Below are 18,638 nucleotides of genomic sequence, written 5' to 3' on the forward strand. Positions count from 1 at the left end.
TTGATAGAAAAAGCAGTACAAGATATATCACACAACAAAACTATTTTAGTGGTTGATGATGATGCCACCATTAGAATGGTTGCCGCAGCACATCTAAGGCAGCAGGGTTACACAGTCGCGACTGCGGAGAATGGAGCACGATTGCTCGAGATGTTTCCTGTGGTAAGACCTGACCTGATTATGCTGGATGTTGATATGCCAGTGATGAACGGGTTTGACGCATGTCGCAAGTTACGTCGGATGCGAGAGGGTGAAAACGTCCCCGTATTAATGATTACGGGGCTAGAAGGTGATAGTTCGATTGAAGAGTCCTATCAGGTTGGGGCCACGGACTTTATTGCTAAGCCGATTAACTGGACTTTGCTTAAACAGCGGTTACGCTTCATGCTTCGAGCGGTAGAAGCGATGACCTCTTTGGTTGAAAGCGAGGCACGACTTGCTAAAGCACAATCGATTGCTCGTTTAGGTTATTGGCGTTGGGATTTAGTCAATAAAAATTTCTCTGTTTCCCCAGAGCTACAGTCAATACTTAAGATACCTTCAGAAGGCGTGGAATCCCCCCTGTTTTTGGCTCAGTATTTAGCGCAAGATGATCAGAAGCGAATCATGCAGATTCTCATGCGCGCGTCTGATGACCCAAGTCTATTACCCCGAGACTTTGAGGTGACATACAGTAAGAATGCCGACGAGGAGGGGGTCGTGCGCGTTCAGTCGGAGCTTGATAGAAATGAGAACGGTACGATTATTGCCATTCAGGGAACGCTGCAAGATATTACCGAGAAGAGATCTGCGGAGCGAAAAATTCAGTTCTTATCTCGATACGACTCGCTGACAGGACTACAAAATCGAGAGTCTTTCTCGCGTGCTCTTGATAGTATGATCCATGAATGCGTTCGGGGAGCAGGGTGTACAACGCTCTTTTTGATAGATATTGACCGGTTTGTTCGCATCAACGATATTTTTGGTTATATGACCGGTAATGCGGTATTGGATGTCATAGGGCAGCGTTTACGTGAGTTTGCTGATACATTAGGCACTCGAGTGAGGGATCTACGTAGTGAAGTCAGCCGTTGGGGAAGTGATACGTTTGCACTGGCTCTGTGCAGCACGGTTGCCCAGAATCGCCATCATGAACTTGCCTCTGAGTTACTAGAATTTATCAGTAAGCCTTGTCAGGCCAACGGCCATGAAATCTCTTTTACTGCCAGTATCGGTTATGCTCGGGTGGCTGAAAGCGGGCCGGACCTTGAACTTCTGGTGCGTAATGCCGAGAATGCGATTCGACATGCTAAACGCCAAGGAAGAAACATGTACCGTTGTTATGATCCGAGTATGAGTGAAACAACGGAAAGACGTATGCTGCTTGAAGGTGAACTACGCCGTGCGCTTTCGAATAATCAATTGACCCTCCATTATCAGCCCCGTGTTCATGCATTGAAACGCCATATTATTGGTGCAGAAGCTCTGCTTAGATGGAAGCACCCTATACTTGGAGATGTTTCACCGGTTGAGTTTATTCCTTTAATGGAGGAGCTAGGGCTCATTCATGAAGTAGGGGCCTGGGTACTGGAGCAAGCATGCCAACAACTTAGAAAATGGCATCAATTAGGCCATGAGGAGCTGTTGGTATCCATAAACTACAGTGCAGTACAATTCAGAGATACGCGTCTCGCCGCTGAAATTCAGGAAGTTATTCAGCGAATAGGCGTTACGCCTGATAAAGTAGAAGTTGAGTTGACTGAAAGCGCGATCATGGAAGATGCCGGTCAGACAGAGTCTACACTCATTCAATTAAAGTCCCTAGGTTTGCGTATCGCCGTAGATGACTTTGGAACGGGCTACTCTTCCTTGGGTTACCTAAGACGTTTTCCTTTAGATACCTTGAAAATTGACCGTACTTTTATCCGAGACTTACCTAATAACGCCGATGATTGCTCATTGACGGCAGCTATTATTGCAATGGCCGAGTCATTAAATTTGAGCGTAGTTGCTGAGGGGGTCGAGTATGAGGCTCAAGCTGCTTTCCTTATAGAGAAGCGGTGTGATGAGTTTCAAGGTTTCTTATTTTCGCGGCCAGTTGAAGCTGACGTGTTTTTAGCGCTTGTTGAGAGTCAAATCGTCTAGTAACTTCATCCCTTATAGTCATTTGTGCTACATTAGCTAGCGCTGTTTTTATTGTTGAGAGTAGGATTTATGCGAGTATTGATGCATTGGATAGCACCGGCCATTTTTCAGATGGCGTATTTTATTTTTCGCTCCCGACTTTTTCGGAACTCTCCTCGCCGGCATCAATGGTTGATGAAGATATTTCGATTTGCTGCGGATAATGGAAGTCGCAATGCGCTTTCTGTATACGGTCATCTTCTGCATTTTAGAGGAGAGGGTAAGGACAACCGTATTCAAGGAGCGATTTATTTAGAAAAAGCGGCGGCTAAGGGAGATATGAAAGCTCAATACCAGATGGGTAAAATCTACGAAGAAGGCTTTGAGCATTACTTCCAGCCATCCTATAAGCAAGCTTTACATTTTTATCGCTTAGCCGCTAATCAAGGTCATACGTTAGCTATCAAGCGAATGCGTGACGTTTACCATCACGGCGAGCTGGATATGCTGCCTGATCCGGAAGAGGCGCAACGCTGGGCTGATAAACAGCCAGCGCTACCGGTACTCTAGCTACTTTTGCTTTGTTAAACGTACCCTCATCGTCAGTAACCCTTCGCTATTACCGGGAACGTTAATTCGCCATTTTGCCGAACCTGCACTTTGCTCTAAAGGTTGCATTGTGCTGCTGATTAATTTCCATGGTTGCGAAAAGAGGCTGCTAATCTCCACGTCGCGACTCTTATTCGCACTGTTTTGGATACGTAGCTCATATTCTGCTACCGTCCCATCAAAGGCGGTCTGATAGTCGGTTTGGCGCCTCGAAATGGTTACATCAAAGGCCTTACCCATCGCTAACTCAACTTGTTCCCCGATGGCTGTCTGATTGATATGGGTACCGCCGGTATAGTGCAACTCTCCCTTTTTATCGGGAGAAAAGAACCTTACTTGGCCAGAAGGTAATGGGCTACCCAAACCATGGTGTAGATTATTGGTAAAGCGAATGAAAGATTCAGGTTTTACTTTCTGGGTTTGATTATCAATGCCTGCATGAATATAAAAACTGTATCTTTGTAGGGACTCAACTTTTACTTTATCCGCATGAAGTAAGGGCACTTGTGTTCGTTGTTGGTCCTGAAGTGTTACAGTGTCTTTGAGTGTATAGAGTTGGTAGTCATTGATCGTTTCAGGTAGCGGTGCTGAGCCTTCGTCTGCTCGTGCAGCAGCCATCATAACTTCTTTAGCTCGATAGCGAGGGTTTTCAGTTTTGTACACATCACCAGCAAGTAGATTTACCCGTGCATTGTGTAGTGGCGTACCTGTGTTGTTAATAAGTGATGCTAAGCCATCAACGACAAGCTCAGTATTGCCTTCGTTTAGCGTCATTACATAGTCCATCTGCCAGCTGAGCCCTTGCGTCAGGTAACTGAGTTTCGCTTGAGCGGGTTCTGGCGTGCCTTGGCTGCGAAATGTCAGACTGGGCTTTAACAGCAGATTGTCAGGTCTGGTGGGAAAAATAATTCGCCAGTCGGATGAATATAGAGGAACGGATTCTACTTGCGTTCCGTTTTCCACAAGAGCAGTATTACCATCTACATTTAGCAGCGTAACGTTTTGTCTTACTTCTTCGCCGTTTGGTTGTTGACGAGATAACGTCACGCTTTTACCGATATAGTGCTGCAAAAGTGCGTGGTAATTTAATAAGGCATTATTTAGCGTCTGCTCTTTTACTAGCCCTGCATCTCTGATTTGCAAGGTTTCTGTTTGCATCTGGTTACTGACATCCCGAATGACGACGGTTTGATCTTCCTCTAGCGCGGGAAGCTGGCGAGTATCCTGAATAAGCCCTAAATTGTTTGTGTAAAGTGTTACGGCAAGGTCAGTCTGCTGCTCATGGGTGATCGTTAACGGTGCTGCTAAAGTCAGAGTCGGGGAGCTAAAGCAAGTGAGTACGGCAGCAGTCCGTATGTATTTAAGTATCATAAAAGCTGTCCTTAATTTTTATCGTTTAAGTCTAGAGCTACGCGAAATCCCCAGGTATTTCTCGTGCTGGTGGGTGGGTGACGATAACGGCTGGCCGAGCGCACAACTCTACCAATGTCAAACCATGACCCACCTCGCATGGCGCGGTACTCACATCCGGCTTGTAGGTATGCCTGGCCGTCTTTGGGGTAGTTTGCTAGTGTCTCTGTGTAGCAATCCTGAACCCACTCATCGACATTACCATTAAGGTCATTGAAACCCCATGGGTTCGCTAGAAGTGAGCCAACTGGTGCCGGTTTTTCCCCATCCCATAGGGTCCCACACCCATCACAGACTGCTTTCTGCGATGAAAGTTCATTTCCCCACCAATAGGCGGAGCTTGTGCCGGCTCTAGCTGCATATTCCCATTCGGCTTCGCTGGGTAGGCGGTAAGGTTGGCCGGTTTGCTCTCTTAGCCAGTTGGCGTAGTTATTGGCATCATTCCAACTTACATTGACTACAGGGAGCTGCCCGCGGCCCCAGCCATTGTCATTTGGGCGCTTGCGTTGGGTGGCTTCTGCGAAGCGGTCATATTGCTCAAATGTGACTTCATGCCGGGATAGGGCAAACGGTTTCTGGACATTGACCGTGATAACGGGTTTTTCGTTATCATCACCTTGGCGATTGATGTCTCCCATCTGAAACTGTCCTGCGGGGAGCGAAATCATATCAGGGCCGAAGCCTCCAATACTGAGGGGGTCATGGAAAGCAACGAAATGGGTTGGCTCAGAAGCTGATGCCCGTTGTTGTACGCCCGAGGCCTGAAAAGGTGTAGACATAGCCAGTGTTTGTTCTTTGAGTTGGTTTATCTCTGCTTCCATTTGCAGGATTTGATTTGTTTGATCTTCGGAGGTTGCTTTCCACATGCTAGCCTGGTTCTTCCACTGCTCGATATGCCCGTTGAGCTGCTGCCGTTGATGGTCGGCTAATAGGAGACTGGCAAAGAAACCGACGGTGACGCCTGCAGCAAATAGAAAGCTGCCTACAAGCCAATAAAGGGTGGTTTTATCGCCGCTTTGGGGGGCTGATACATTCGCTATTTCGGCTGTAGCAGTATCCGCAGGTGATGGCTCTTCCTGGTTGGTAGTAGGTTCCGCTTGATGAAAGATAGCTTCAATGAGCGTTGCGCAATTTGGCTGTCGCTGTTCAGGTGTCGTGGTTAGGCCTTGTTGTAGGGCAAACCACTGTGACTTATTCATCTGAGTGGGAGCTTTTAGTTCTTTCTTGACACGTGCGGCTTCGTCGTCACTGATGGTGAAGGGGGGATTGCCTGTTAAGATTGCGTAACTAATACATGCAACCGAATAGATATCCGAAACTATTGGAAGCGGATTGGGGTGGAAAGCTTCAGGGGCTTGGTAAGCGGGATAGAGAAAAGCTGGTTCTAGCTGGAATGTTGTTTCCGCAAATAGTTCTCTTGGATCTAAAGGAAAAAGCTTAACGCCCGCTTGTCGATTAATATAGATAAGGTCGGGAGAAATAGCGCCGTGAGGGGTTCGGGTTTTTTGGTGAAAAAAATCGACTGCACTCGCTAATTGGTGAATCAATCCCCGTTGTTGGCCTTCTTTGAGCTTACTGATTTTTCGTTCGTGGATTAAGTTCGCTAATGTCAGCCCATCCAGCGCTTCGAATGCAAAAAATAGCAAGCCGCCTCGGTGTACAAAGTACCCATAGATCGACAGGATATGTTTATGCCTTAACCCCTTAGCGCGAATGATTTGCTTCTTAAAAGCAGCTAAGAGCCCTTTATGTTTTGTCAGCTCAGGGGCTATGACGATAAGGGATACAGGGGTGGGGCTGGATGTGCTGAGATCATCTGCTTGCCAGAGTTGGCCTAACGGATGAGGTGCACTGTTACCTTTTAATTTAAATCGATGATGCTCCGGACCTATGATGTTTGCATCATTGAGAGATAGGTAGAGTTGTTGCTGTAGGTTATCCATTGCCCATGCCTGACTATTAAACTTCGTTAATAATAGACAAGGATGGACAATGTTTTAAGTAAAATCAGACGCTTATCTAATCTGTTTCTAACGGTGTAAAGCTTTTTACGAGATCATCGACCGCTTTCATCTGTGCTAGGTAAGGCTCAAGCTTATCTAAAGGCAGTGCACAAGGCCCATCACACTTCGCTTCGGACGGATTAGGGTGAGCTTCTAAGAAGAGGCCCGCTATACCTTGGGATATGCCCGCACGTGCCAGCTGAGCTGCAAGCCCGCGTCGTCCATCGGCGGAATCCGCTCTCCCTCCAGGAACTTGAAGTGCATGGGTTGCATCAAACATAACAGGGTAGCCAAATGCTTTCATGACAGAGAATCCCAGCATATCTACTACTAAATTGTTGTAACCAAATGTAGAGCCACGTTCGCAAAGAATGAGGCGATCATTACCGGCCTCTACACACTTATGTAGAATATGTTTCATCTCATGAGGCGCTAAGAATTGCGCTTTTTTAATGTTGATAACAGCACCGGTTGAAGCCATTGCCTGAACCAAGTCGGTTTGGCGAGATAAGAACGCAGGCAGTTGAATAATGTCACAGACTTCTGCCGCAGGTGCAGCTTGGTAGGGTTCATGAACATCGGTAATCAAGGGAACATTAAAGGTGGTTTTGATCTCTTCAAGGATCTTTAAGCCTTCATCAAGCCCGGGGCCTCGGAAGGAGGTAAGGGATGAACGGTTAGCTTTATCAAAAGAAGCTTTGAATACATAAGGAATGTTCAGTTTGTCGGTAATAGCTACATAGTGTTCGGCAATAGTCAGCGCTAAGTCTCTTGATTCGAGTACATTCATACCACCAAAAAGCACCATAGGCTTGTCATTGCCAATTTCAATGTTCCCAACGTTAACGACTTTTTGTTCCATACGTATTAACCTGATACTGAATTTAAAGCGCCATTATAGAGGAAAGATGAGCGCAAGGGCGATATATTAGCCATTAAGGGCTGGAGTGGATGAGTCTAGGTCCAAAGAGTGATGATTGCCCACATCTCTAACATTAGTGCAATCAGTGCCCCTAATGCATACCAGCCGTAGCGCTTAGCGAGTGCTTCTTCATCAAACGTTGACAGGAGGTAGGGGTGGTCCTTTTCTGCGGGTTGACAGAGAAGGTGTCGAGTCGGCTGGTTTGCTAGCTCTTTGCGCCGTTCAACCGCAGCACTTTCAGCCGCAGCTAAGACATCATTCCACTCATGCATATCCAGTTTCTGATTATTATCAGTATCAAATGTATCCAGCAGGTTATCGTAAGATTGTTTCCACTCTCTGATAATGTCGCCTTTAATGCTTTCCAAGCTGGGTAGATGGCGCCCACCGCCAGTGGTACTGAACTGGCCAAGAGCATAAATTTTTTCGTAGGGAAACAGCAGGCTTTCTTGGTACTGGTAACGCTCTGAATCCAGCGGTGTGTTAAGAATCTGATTTAGCTTGTTTAAATTAGATGCTGGTTTATCAATGGCAGAGTCCGGCATAGGTGTACTGCCGTACCAAGTTCGCGTATGTTCTGCACGAATGGTCGCCCCCTCTGGTGCGACTAAGCAGCTGTCAGTGGTGTCGCTAATTTCAAAAAAATCGGTAGATTCACTAGCATACTCAATACTCCATTTCTGGGTTTTTTTACCACTTTGTAAGCGTGAAACGCGACAGCGGAACCAGACACACTCTCGTCCTGATAGAGGGGAGCGCAACAACCCACTTGATTCTGTTATGTGGCCAATGAGTTCAACATAACCTTGGTGCGCGGCCCTTATTTTAGAAGTTGGTGTGCCTGTAATCAGACGGTACCGTTTAAGAAAGTCAAAACCTTTCCAAGCCGTGATAGCTAGTGCAACACAGAGTAGGAAATTGATAAACAGTGCATCAGTGCTCATAAATAATTATGATTTTGGAGATTGGAAAAGATCCCCAATGTTCACATCCTTAAGCTCCGCTTCTTTAAACTCTAGTAAATCGCTTGGTGTAAATTTAAGTTGTCTGGCGATAATCAGGTCAGGGAACTGCTCAATCCGGACGTTGTAAACATTAACAGAGGCGTTGTAGAACTCCCGCCGATCTGCGATGGAGTTTTCTAATCCTGTAATACGGCTTTGCAGGTGCTGGAAAGACTCACTGGCTTTTAGCTCTGGGTAATCTTCGGCAACGGCAAAAAGATTGCCCAAGCCAATACGCAATTGTGATTCTGCTTGTCCTAAGCCTTTTAAGTCTTGTTGTTCTCGTGCGGAGGCGACACGAGAGCGTGCTTCGATAACCTGTGTGAGAGTATCTTGTTCATATTTCATATGTTGACGGCAGGTTTCAACCAGTTTTGGTAGCTCGTCATGCCGCTGCTTTAATAAAACGTCAATGTTGGCCCATGCTTGAGACACATTATGCTTTAATCGAACCAGGTGGTTATATATCGAGATGGCGTAAAATGTAACGAGTGCAACAACGGCAATAAGAATAAGAGTGCCAGGCTCCATGGATCGCTCCTTTTATGATAGAGAGTAATGGCGTAAGCCTGAAGGTTAGACGTGCCCGCCAATGATTTCCACCACAATGGTTTTGATAAGAAAGGCAGCTAACCCAAGCCCTAATGCGAAAAATAGCACAAAGGTGCCGAATTTTCCGGCTTTGGAGCGCTTAGCAAGATCATAAATAATAAAAAAAATAAAACACGCAAAGAGGGCAAGGCCGATATTAAGCATCAAACCTTCAAGTTCAGCTAATCGCATATTAGGTAACTCGAATATAGTTGAGTGAATTGCTCGGAATTATAAGCGAAAATCGAGCTTTTTCCGAGTCTTAACTCGGTTCTGTTTTGGTTTGTAGATTTAGGAGAAAGAAAATGGTGGTGAGGGGTGGATTCGAACCACCGAAGCTTTCGCGTCAGATTTACAGTCTGATCCCTTTGGCCACTCGGGAACCTCACCTGAAGGGGCGCGTATAATAGACCTTCATCTTATAAATGTAAATGATTCAAAACGCCTAAATAGGAAGTTTTTTTAATATGAATTTAATGCTTCAGTTCAGCAATATCTTTGAAAAAAAATCTTAAAAAAAGCGTATTTGTCCCTTGCCCCCATGTTCAGTGACTTGGGCAAGTTAGGGGCTGTTCTCTACATAGAAGAGACTGAAAATCAAGTATTGAAAAGAAATCGATTATCTCTATATTTAGTGCCTGTTGTTAGTTGATGTACCAGATGTTGTGTCATATTTGCGACTGTAGCACTAGGCACTTCCCGCTGCCCTCAGGGCGATCATGGCTATTTCATCACCTACCAATTCCAAATAAAGAGCGCAAACATTATAACTTTACGATGGAATCGTTATGCAGCAAGATTTGACGGTCACAAAGCGTGATGGACGCCGAGAAAAAATTGATCTCGAAAAAATTCATCGAGTAGTTATTTGGGCTGCTAATGGCCTGGATCAGGTTTCCCCCTCAGAAGTAGAGCTTAAAGCGCACATCCAGTTTTTTGATGGTATCAAAACCTCTGAGATTCACGAGACACTCATTAAATCTGCAGCGGATTTGATTTCCGAGTCTGCACCGGATTATCAGTACTTATCTGCACGTTTAGCTATTTTTCATCTACGTAAGCGCGCTTTTGGTAGTTTTGATCCTCCTCATCTATTTGACCATGTTGCGGGTATGGTAGAAGCAGGCCGTTACGATAAGCATTTAATTGAAGACTACAGTCGAGAAGAGTTTGATGCACTGAATGAGCATTTAGATCATAGCCGTGATATGAACTTCAGTTATGCTGCAGTGAAACAGCTTGAAGGCAAGTATCTTGTTCAGAACCGCGTAACCGGGGATATCTACGAGAGCCCACAACTGTTGTATATGCTTGTGTCGGCGTGTCTTTTTGCGTCTTATCCTAAAGAGACGCGATTAGATTATGTAAAGCGTTTCTACGATGCTATTTCACTATTTAAGCTATCATTGCCTACGCCTATCATGGCAGGTGTTAGAACGCCAACCCGACAGTTCAGTTCGTGTGTTCTTGTGGAGTGTGGTGATAGCCTGGATTCCATCAATGCGACAGCTGGCGCTATCGTTAAATATGTTTCACAACGGGCTGGTATTGGCATAAATGCTGGGCGTATTCGCGCCATTGGTAGCCCTATACGTAATGGTGAAGCGTTTCATACAGGGTGTATCCCATTTTATAAGCACTTCCAAACGGCGGTTAAGTCTTGCTCGCAAGGTGGTGTGCGTGGTGGTGCTGCGACACTGTTTTATCCGTTATGGCATTTGGAAGTTGAATCTCTTCTGGTTTTGAAAAATAACCGAGGAGTGGAAGAGAACCGTGTGCGCCACTTAGATTATGGTGTGCAATTGAACAAGCTCATGTATCAACGCCTGATTAAAGGTGGGGATATTACACTCTTCAGTCCTCATGAAGTGCCTGGCTTATATGATGCCTTTTTCGCGGACCAGGATGAGTTTGAGCGTCTTTATCTTCAATATGAGCAAGATGAGTCGATTCGTAAGCGCCGTATCAAGGCTGTTGAACTGTTTGGTTTATTGGCATCAGAGCGTGCCTCTACGGGCCGTATCTATATTCAAAACGTGGATCACTGTAATACACATAGCCCGTTTGATCCTGCTGTTGCCCCTGTTAAACAGTCTAACCTGTGTCTTGAAATCGCACTACCAACCAAGCCTCTAAACGATATTAATGATCCAGAAGGTGAAATAGCGCTCTGTACGCTATCCGCTTTCAACTTAGGTGCGATTGAGGAATTGGATGAGCTAGAAACTTTGGCTGATTTGATCGTTCGTGCCCTTGATAACCTGTTGGATTATCAGGACTACCCTATTTTAGCGGCGCGCAAAGCAACAGAATATCGTCGTACGCTAGGCGTTGGTGTAACTAACTTTGCTTATTATTTGGCTAAAAATGGTGTTCGCTATTCTGATGGTTCTGCTAATGGTTTAGTGCATAAAACCTTTGAAGCGGTTCAGTATTACTTGCTCAAAGCGTCAAACCAGCTGGCTAAAGAGAAGGGCCCTTGCGAGAAGTTTAATGAAACCATGTACGCCAAAGGGGTTCTCCCAATCGATACCTACAAGCGGGAAATTGATGAGTATTGCGAGGAGCCATTACATTATTTTTGGGAGACGCTGCGTGAAGACATCCGTGAATTCGGACTACGCAATAGTACACTAACAGCCTTGATGCCTTGCGAAACCTCGTCGCAGATCACGAACTCTACCAATGGCATTGAGCCTCCACGAGGCTTTGTCTCTGTTAAGGCCAGTAAAGATGGCATTATGAAGCAAGTGGTGCCTGAATATACCCGTCTAAAAGATGAGTATGAGTTATTGTGGAGTATCCCGAATAACGAGGGGTATTTGCAGTTAACCGGTATCATGCAAAAGTTTGTGGATCAGTCAATCTCAGCGAATACCAATTATGATCCGACAAACTACCCCGGTGAAAAGGTTCCTATGAAGCAGCTGCTTAAGGATCTTCTGACCGCCTATAAATATGGTGTTAAAACGCTTTACTACCATAACACGCGTGATGGTGCTAAAGATCAGCAGGATGACAACGGCTGCGAGAGCGGTGCCTGTAAGCTTTAGTCAATTATCGACTGCAGGTGCGCTTAGCGTACCTGTGTAACACTTTGTTATTCACCTTGTAGTGCTCAGAATTTATGTCTTATTCAACGTTCAGTACTTCTAATCATGATGCAACCCTTGAGCCGATGTTTTTCGGAAAAAGTGTTAACGTAGCTCGCTATGATAGGCAAAAATATCCTATTTTTGAGAAATTGATTGAGAAACAACTTTCTTTTTTCTGGCGTCCTGAAGAAGTTGATTTGTCCACTGATCGTAAAGACTTTATGAATATGCCTGAGCATGAGCAGCATATTTTTCTGAGTAACTTAAAATATCAGACCTTGCTGGATTCTGTACAGGGGCGCTCTCCGAACGTTGCCTTCTTGCCGATTGTTTCATTACCTGAGTTGGAAACGTGGTTTGAGACATGGGCATTTAGCGAAACGATCCATAGCCGCTCTTATACTCATATTATTCGCAATATCATCACTGAACCTTCAGACGTTTTTGATCAAATTGTAACCAATGAAGAGATCGTGAAGCGTGCTGAAGCGGTGACACGGCTTTATGATGAACTGATAGAGCTTGTCAGTATTTATTCAGTACATGGTAAAGGTTCGCATACGATTGCGGGTAAAACATTTGATGTATCGATGCGTAATCTCAAGAAAAAGCTCTACTTAACGTTGGTTTCGGTCAATGTGTTAGAGGCTATCCGCTTTTATGTGAGTTTTGCTTGCTCCTTTGCATTTGCTGAGCGAGCAATCATGGAAGGTAATGCAAAGATTATTAAATTGATTGCCCGTGATGAAGCACTTCATCTGACGGGCACTCAACATATGCTAAATATCTTGGCCTCGGGAAGCGATGATCCTGAATTTAAAGAGATTGCCGTTGAGTGTCGTGAAGAGGCTATTCGCATTTTTGCCGAAGCTGCAGAGCAAGAAAAAGAGTGGGCTAGCTACTTATTCCGTGATGGGTCCATGATTGGCTTGAATGCCAAAATTCTCAGTGATTATGTGGAATACATTACGAATGTTAGGATGCGAGCATTAGGATTTGATGAGCTGTTTCCTTCTAAGCAAAATCCACTTCCTTGGATGAATGCTTGGCTAAGTAGCGATAATGTGCAAGTAGCGCCGCAGGAGTCTGAGATAAGCTCTTATCTGGTCGGTCAGATAGATAATCAGGTCGATGAAAGTGATTTTGATGACTTTGATTTGTAAGGGGTGAGTAATGTCGATTCCTCGAATTAAAGTCAATCACTTCCACACTTTTTACTACCAGTATGAACCTACCTTATTGGACGCTCTAGAGGTGCAGGAGATCCCTGCACCCTATAACTGTCGCGGTGGGTATTGTGGTTGCTGCAAAGTTCGTTTAATTGATGGCGAAGTAGAATATGTGCAAGAAAGTCTTTTAGATCTCAATGAAGGAGAAATCCTTACCTGCTGTTGTATTCCAAAAACTCATATCGAAATTGAAATGCCTGAATAAGTAAGTGCCCTTGCTTTCTGAGTTCAGATGTTATTCCGACGTGGATAGCAGTCAGGTTGTTTTATCCACAATTTCTTTCTTTTTTTATTTTCAAGTCTTGAAATCAAAGTTTTTTACTGTCTATTTATAGCGTCATCCACACAGATTTTTTGGTGAAGTTCCACTTAGGCTAAGTCAATACTTTTTCTTTATAAAAAATTATTGAAATATATAACTTATTGAAAAATATGTATTTTTTCTTTGTGGTTGAATTTCGGACAATTTAAGAGCAGTGCAGTGTTTATGCGGTCTGCATGGATCTACTCAAAAGATTTACACATAATTATCCACAGCTTGTGGGGGTAACTTTTAACGCTATTTGGGAGGTGGTTATATGTCGGTTTTTTCCTTGTATTCGCATAGATCTTCGATCATACAGCTACCGCATTTAGGTTTTCGTGCGGTGCAGACATAACGTCCATGCAAAATCATCCAATGATGAGCATCCATTAAAAACTCTTTTGGAATAAACCTTAGTAACTTTTTTTCGACCTCTAGCACGTTTTTTCCAGGTGCTATACGGGTACGGTTGGCAACACGAAAGATATGAGTGTCAACGGCCATAGCAGGCTGCCTGAAGGCAGTATTTAATACGACATTAGCTGTTTTGCGGCCAACACCGGGTAATGCTTCTAATGCTTCTCGGGTATCAGGTACTTGGCTACTGTATTGATCCATGAGAATTTGACACGTTTTGATGATGTTTTCAGCTTTAGCGTTATATAAGCCAATGGTTTTTACATAGCTTTTTAAGCCTTCTAGCCCTAGCTGTAGAATGGTTTCTGGTGTATTCGCGATAGGGTAGAGTTTACGCGTGGCTTTATTAACGCCGACATCAGTCGCTTGGGCGGATAAGATAACGGCTATGAGTAGCTCAAACGGAGAGGTGTACTCAAGTTCTGTGGTGGGAAAAGGGTTTTCTTCCCTCCAGCGGCTGAAAATCTGGTGTCTTATGGTTTTATTCATAGCAAATATAAAGCAGGTTTATTCGTCCATGCTCAGTACAGTGACTCGGTTTCGGCCATTTTGTTTAGACTGGTAGAGTGCTTGGTCAGCCAATTGTATCCACTGCTCATAGGTCTGAAATAAATTACTGATCTCTACCATTCCCATACTCAGAGTGAAAGTAATCGATTCATCTAAATGAGGTATAGCCAGTGAGTCGACCGCATCTCTAAGTCGGTTCACAAGGATATTAGCTTGGGACGCTTTCGTATCGACTAACAATAACGCAAACTCTTCTCCACCATAGCGCCCTACAATATCGGTGTTTCGAGTCGCTTCTTGAAGGCAGGCACTGAGTTGGCGTATGACCTCATCGCCAGCAGGGTGCCCGTAGGTGTCATTAATGCGCTTAAAATGATCAATATCGACCATAATGAGTGTAGATGGGCTTTGTGTTCTGGCAAACCGGTTAAACTCATGTAGCATTTGGCTTTCCCAAAAGCCCCGGTTAAAAAGCCCTGTTAGTGCATCGGTTCTGCTAAGTTTTTCTAGTTGTCCATTGGCTTTTTCTAATGCTCTTCTTCCCATGGCGGCATCGGTTACATCATAGATTAATATGCCTACATGATTCACTTTCCCATCAGGAGAGGAAAGGGGAATAAGGGTGACATTCTGGTACATGTGTGGAGCGTTGCCGGTAATGGGCCGATAGCTCTTAAAATGGAATAAGTAAGGTCGCTGCTCCCAAGTGATGAAGGAACGGTTCTTCAAAGTAAAAACGGATTCAATCTTGCGGCGAAACCATGTGGCAGGAAGTTCGGAAAAGCACTCAAACAGATTTTTCTTATACAAGCGACTATGGAGTCGGCCAGAGTGGTTCTCCATAAAGGTATTCCATAGATAAATATTGTAGTCTTTATCCAGAACGACTAACCCCACATCTAACATTTGCAATAAGCCGAGTTGTAAGTGTAGTTCTTCGATATTAGGTTCTGTTGCAGTCATATTCATCAGAAAAATCGAGCTCGTTCATTAAGGGCGTCTAAAGAGTCTTCGGTGAAAAGCAGTAAGAGGTCGCAGTTGATTTTGTGGTCCTCTATGCGATAGCTGATTTCAATTGACAGTGTTTTATCCCAGCTATTTTCTCCATTATCACCTATTTCGGGTAAGTCACCATGCATACCGATGATGAAAGGAGGGTTTTGGCTAAAACTAATATCCAGTTGATGAGCAAGACTGTTTAAAAAAGCGCCACTTAATACATTGGCTAAGTCGATTAAAATCTCTTTTTCGGCGGCTTCGTCTATCGGGCCTTCATAGTGTAGTAGTTTGGCCATATCTGGAATATTGGACTCTGTAAAGAGCAGCAGCGCTTCACCAGAGATACCTGCGCCTACAAAACCTTGGCTGACCGTTGCGCTACCCTCTCGACCTATATGATTGCGTAATGCCATATCAAGCTCTTGTATGGAAATCACATCGACTCTGGGTATAGGTAAATGTACAAAGACTTTTAATAGACGTGCTAGCCTATCACCTGCACGTCCCATGGCGACATTAGCTATCTCTTGATAGTAAGACTTCAGGTCGATTGCAACTTCGGTGGGGGGAGGTGATGGTGCATCACTGGGGCTTAATTCCGATAGTAATCCATATTGATGTAGTACATCGCTGACAATATCGGGATTAATAGGTTTTTTAATAAAATCTAGCGCACCTAATGCTTTTACTCTGTTTCGGGCGTCAGGTTGTATGTCACCAGAGACAACCAAAACCATAGTAGGCAGGTCATCCCGCTGAATTCTTTCCAGTACACCATAACCATCTAGAATTGGCATATTAAGATCGAGAAAGAGGAGGTCGCCTTTACCTGCACGAATCGCTTCGATAGCCTCAAGGCCTTGCTCAGCAAGCGTAATCTCTACATTCCAGCCCTCTAATGCGCGGGCCATCTGTTTACGTGCGAGAGATGAATCATCGCAGATGATAACAGGAATAGGGTTGTTCAAGACATTCGGCTCTTTTAGGTAGCAGAAAACATCAAACTACCCAAAAAAGCCTATAAAAACAATAGATAAATTAGCTATCAACCTGTAACACGCACACGCTTACTGGAGCTTCCGGGCTCCTGTTGCGGCGCTTGTGACAATGCGCGTTCTTTGAGCCGTTGGTCGATGATATTCTTTAGCGCGATGAGAAGCCCCATGCCAACGAAAGCGCCGGGAGGTAAAATAGCAAACAGAAAGCCTTTGTAGTCATTAAACAGAGTGATCTTCCAGCTTTCTGCCCAGCTTCCAAGAAGTAAGTGCATATCCGCAAATAGAGTGCCAGATCCCAGCGCTTCGCGTAAGGCCCCTAAAAGCACCAAAACGGCGGTAAAGCCTAAGCCCATCATAAAACCATCCAGCAAAGAGGCTGATACAGGATTTTTTGAGGCGAAAGCATCAGCTCTGCCCATGATGACGCAGTTGGTAACAATTAATGGAATAAAGATGCCGAGTATTTGATAAAGCTCATAAGTCATGGCTTGCATCAAAAGCTCGATGGACGTTACGAAGGCGGCGATGATCATAACGAACACGGGTAAGCGTACAGCGTCCGGCACAAAATGTCTGAATAGTGAAACAGTGAGGTTGGAGCCTGTCAAAACGAGAATACTTGCAATACCTAAGCTGAGAGCATTAACGACAGAAGAGGTGACCGCGAGTAACGGACACAAGCCGAGCAGTTGAACGAGAGCCGGATTGTTGTGCCACAGGCCATCTAGGGTGATTTTGCGGTAATCAATACTCATGATGCCTCCGCAGGGTGGGTTTTAATGAGCAAAGTAGACTTGTTTAGTTCAAAAAAGCGGACGGCCCGTGCGACAGCATTAATTACAGCCCGCGGCGTAATGGTTGCGCCGGTAAACTGATCAAAGTCGCCGCCCTCTTTCTTTACGGCCCAAGCGGGATCATTATCATCTTTTAACGACTTGCGATTAAAGCTGAGAATCCAAGGGGATTTTTTTAAATCAATTTTATCCCCAAGACCCGGTGTTTCTTTGTGGGATAATACACGAACGCCCTCAATAATACCTTTTGCGTTAATGCCTACAATCAGCGAAATATCGCCACTATAACCGTCGGGCGCAATTACAGGGATGATAACAGCCGAGACTTGACCTGCTTTGTGTGCTTGATAAATCCTCGCTTGAGAATAGCCGAGTGTTGGGGCGGGTAGCAGCAGCGTGTCATGGAGTAAGTCATTGTCGATGCTTTTGGCCGGAATGATTTCGTGTAATGCTTTCGCTTCTTGCTCACGCTCATTGGTGGCAATTCGCTCTTTGGTCGAGACTTGGGTGATGGCAATCAGGCCAGCCGTCACAATCGCAAAAATAGAGATGCCTAAGGTGTTTTGGCGAATAGATTGGAATAACTCCATTACGCTTTCTCCTTAAGCCCGCGCTTGGGCGAACGGTGTCCATAACTACGTGGTTGTGTGTATTGATCAATAAAAGGGGCGGCTAGGTTCATCAATAGAATGCTAAAAGCTACCGCATCAGGGTAGTTACCCCAGCTTCGAATAATATAAATGAGTACGCCTATACCGACGCCAAACCAGATTTTCCCTTTGTTGCTGGTAGCAGAAGAAACCGGGTCAGTTGCAATAAAGAATGCGCCCAGCATAGTGCCACCAACCGTTAAATGAAAAAATGGGTCTGGGTATTGATCGGGTGCGATCAAATAAAATAGCGTTGCCAAGCCGCCTAAAGAAAGCAGGAATGCTGCAGGCGTATGCCATGTGAAAACTTTCCGATAAAGCAGGAAGATCCCTCCCATAACATAAGCTGCACTAACGGCGTGCCATGCGCCAACATTGGCGAGAACATCAGACGTTCTCCACACCTCTTCAGTCGTGAGGCCCCCACGATGGCGCATTTCATCTAAGGGGGTGGCTGATGTAAACGCATCAGCGCTCGCTTGCCAGCTACCAAATATCAATTGCAACGTGTCTGTAAAACCTAAAACATTCCATCCTTCGCCATGAAGAACAAAGGGGGCCGTCCAGCGTGTCATTTCAACAGGAAAAGAGATCAATACCAGTGCATAAGCGACCATGGCTGGGTTGAAAGGGTTTTGGCCAATGCCGCCATAGAGCTGTTTGGCTATAACGATGGCCACAAAAACAGCGACTAAGGTTAACCACCAAGGTGCAAAAGGGGGGAGTGCAAGGGCGATCAATACGGCGGTTAGTACAGCACTGTAATCACGAAGGTAAAACAGGGTCGGCCGTTTGCGGGCGTGAATACAGATCGCTTCAAAGGTCAGAGCAAGGAGCGATGCCCATAGGATATTGATCAGTGTTCCCCACCCAAAGAAGAAGGTCATCGCGAGTACGCCTGGCAACGTTGCCAAAATTACGAGTCGCATCACGTCGGCGGTACTGGCCGGTTTATGGACGTGAGGGGATGAAATTCGAATTAGCGCCATAATTTATGGGA

Annotated in this window: 17 protein-coding genes and 1 tRNA gene; 5 read left to right on the forward strand and 13 right to left on the reverse strand. The window is 45.0% G+C overall.

Annotated features, from left to right (window positions below; all coding sequences use genetic code 11):
• Both F0U83_RS04735 and F0U83_RS04740 read left to right on the forward strand, forming a co-directional pair.
• Complete coding sequence (locus tag F0U83_RS04735) at window positions 1–2,124, forward strand: putative bifunctional diguanylate cyclase/phosphodiesterase (protein ID WP_138988773.1); 2,124 nt, start codon at window positions 1–3, stop codon at window positions 2,122–2,124.
• Between the two features lie 69 nt (window positions 2,125–2,193).
• The gene (locus F0U83_RS04740) at window positions 2,194–2,673 is read left to right on the forward strand and encodes a tetratricopeptide repeat protein (protein ID WP_138988774.1); all 480 of its coding nucleotides are present in this window, start codon (window positions 2,194–2,196) and stop codon (window positions 2,671–2,673) included.
• Here F0U83_RS04740 and F0U83_RS04745 read toward each other — a convergent pair whose 3' ends face one another.
• From F0U83_RS04745 to F0U83_RS04775, 7 genes are all read right to left on the reverse strand, one after another.
• On the reverse strand, window positions 2,674–4,083 hold the full coding sequence (locus F0U83_RS04745; protein ID WP_138988775.1) for a DUF4139 domain-containing protein: 1,410 nt from the start codon (window positions 4,081–4,083) through the stop codon (window positions 2,674–2,676).
• 11 nt (window positions 4,084–4,094) lie between these two features.
• Window positions 4,095–6,065 (reverse strand): SUMF1/EgtB/PvdO family nonheme iron enzyme, encoded by a 1,971-nt coding sequence (locus F0U83_RS04750; RefSeq protein ID WP_138988776.1) that lies wholly within the window; start codon window positions 6,063–6,065, stop codon window positions 4,095–4,097.
• A gap of 76 nt (window positions 6,066–6,141) precedes the next feature.
• Window positions 6,142–6,987, reverse strand: a complete 846-nt coding sequence (gene kdsA / locus F0U83_RS04755; RefSeq protein WP_138988777.1) for a 3-deoxy-8-phosphooctulonate synthase — start codon at window positions 6,985–6,987, stop codon at window positions 6,142–6,144.
• A 95-nt stretch (window positions 6,988–7,082) separates the two neighbouring features.
• Entirely contained in the window at window positions 7,083–7,991 is a 909-nt protein-coding gene (locus F0U83_RS04760) for a hypothetical protein (RefSeq protein WP_138988778.1), read from the reverse strand.
• Between the two features lie 6 nt (window positions 7,992–7,997).
• Window positions 7,998–8,582 (reverse strand): LemA family protein, encoded by a 585-nt coding sequence (locus F0U83_RS04765; RefSeq protein WP_138988779.1) that lies wholly within the window; start codon window positions 8,580–8,582, stop codon window positions 7,998–8,000.
• 45 nt (window positions 8,583–8,627) lie between these two features.
• Window positions 8,628–8,834 carry a DUF2788 domain-containing protein gene (locus tag F0U83_RS04770; protein ID WP_138988780.1) on the reverse strand — a complete coding sequence of 69 codons (207 nt, stop codon included), beginning with the start codon at window positions 8,832–8,834 and terminating at the stop codon, window positions 8,628–8,630.
• Window positions 8,835–8,948: 114 nt separating this feature from the next.
• A tRNA-Tyr gene (locus F0U83_RS04775) sits at window positions 8,949–9,032 on the reverse strand.
• A 398-nt stretch (window positions 9,033–9,430) separates the two neighbouring features.
• Between F0U83_RS04775 and nrdA the strand changes: the two genes are divergently transcribed.
• The 3 genes from nrdA to yfaE all read left to right on the forward strand — a co-directional run bounded on the left by nrdA (window position 9,431) and on the right by yfaE (window position 13,171).
• A complete protein-coding gene (gene nrdA / locus F0U83_RS04780; RefSeq protein WP_138988781.1) occupies window positions 9,431–11,695 on the forward strand; it encodes a class 1a ribonucleoside-diphosphate reductase subunit alpha in 2,265 nt (754 codons plus the stop codon).
• 74 nt (window positions 11,696–11,769) lie between these two features.
• Window positions 11,770–12,900, forward strand: a complete 1,131-nt coding sequence (gene nrdB / locus F0U83_RS04785; protein WP_138988782.1) for a class Ia ribonucleoside-diphosphate reductase subunit beta — start codon at window positions 11,770–11,772, stop codon at window positions 12,898–12,900.
• Between the two features lie 10 nt (window positions 12,901–12,910).
• Entirely contained in the window at window positions 12,911–13,171 is a 261-nt protein-coding gene (gene yfaE, locus F0U83_RS04790) for a class I ribonucleotide reductase maintenance protein YfaE (RefSeq protein ID WP_138988783.1), read from the forward strand.
• 369 nt (window positions 13,172–13,540) lie between these two features.
• On the opposite strand, the gene nth is transcribed toward yfaE, so the two are convergent.
• The 6 genes from nth to rsxD all read right to left on the reverse strand — a co-directional run bounded on the left by nth (window position 13,541) and on the right by rsxD (window position 18,627).
• A complete protein-coding gene (gene nth / locus F0U83_RS04795; RefSeq protein WP_138988784.1) occupies window positions 13,541–14,176 on the reverse strand; it encodes an endonuclease III in 636 nt (211 codons plus the stop codon).
• A gap of 18 nt (window positions 14,177–14,194) precedes the next feature.
• A complete protein-coding gene (locus F0U83_RS04800) occupies window positions 14,195–15,166 on the reverse strand; it encodes a sensor domain-containing diguanylate cyclase (protein ID WP_211343712.1) in 972 nt (323 codons plus the stop codon).
• The gene (locus F0U83_RS04805; RefSeq protein ID WP_246077872.1) at window positions 15,166–16,164 is read right to left on the reverse strand and encodes a response regulator; all 999 of its coding nucleotides are present in this window, start codon (window positions 16,162–16,164) and stop codon (window positions 15,166–15,168) included. Before F0U83_RS04805 ends, F0U83_RS04800 begins: the two co-directional genes overlap by 1 nt.
• A gap of 77 nt (window positions 16,165–16,241) precedes the next feature.
• Complete coding sequence (locus F0U83_RS04810) at window positions 16,242–16,949, reverse strand: electron transport complex subunit E (RefSeq protein WP_138988785.1); 708 nt, start codon at window positions 16,947–16,949, stop codon at window positions 16,242–16,244.
• Window positions 16,946–17,578 carry an electron transport complex subunit RsxG gene (gene rsxG, locus F0U83_RS04815; protein WP_138988786.1) on the reverse strand — a complete coding sequence of 211 codons (633 nt, stop codon included), beginning with the start codon at window positions 17,576–17,578 and terminating at the stop codon, window positions 16,946–16,948. The genes F0U83_RS04810 and rsxG overlap by 4 nt, the downstream gene beginning before the upstream one ends.
• Window positions 17,578–18,627, reverse strand: coding sequence for an electron transport complex subunit RsxD (gene rsxD / locus F0U83_RS04820; RefSeq protein ID WP_138988787.1), 1,050 nt, complete (start codon window positions 18,625–18,627; stop codon window positions 17,578–17,580). Before rsxD ends, rsxG begins: the two co-directional genes overlap by 1 nt.
• Window positions 18,628–18,638: the final 11 nt, after the last annotated feature.

Source organism: Neptunomonas concharum (genome assembly GCF_008630635.1).
Classification (GTDB): domain Bacteria; phylum Pseudomonadota; class Gammaproteobacteria; order Pseudomonadales; family Balneatricaceae; genus Neptunomonas; species Neptunomonas concharum.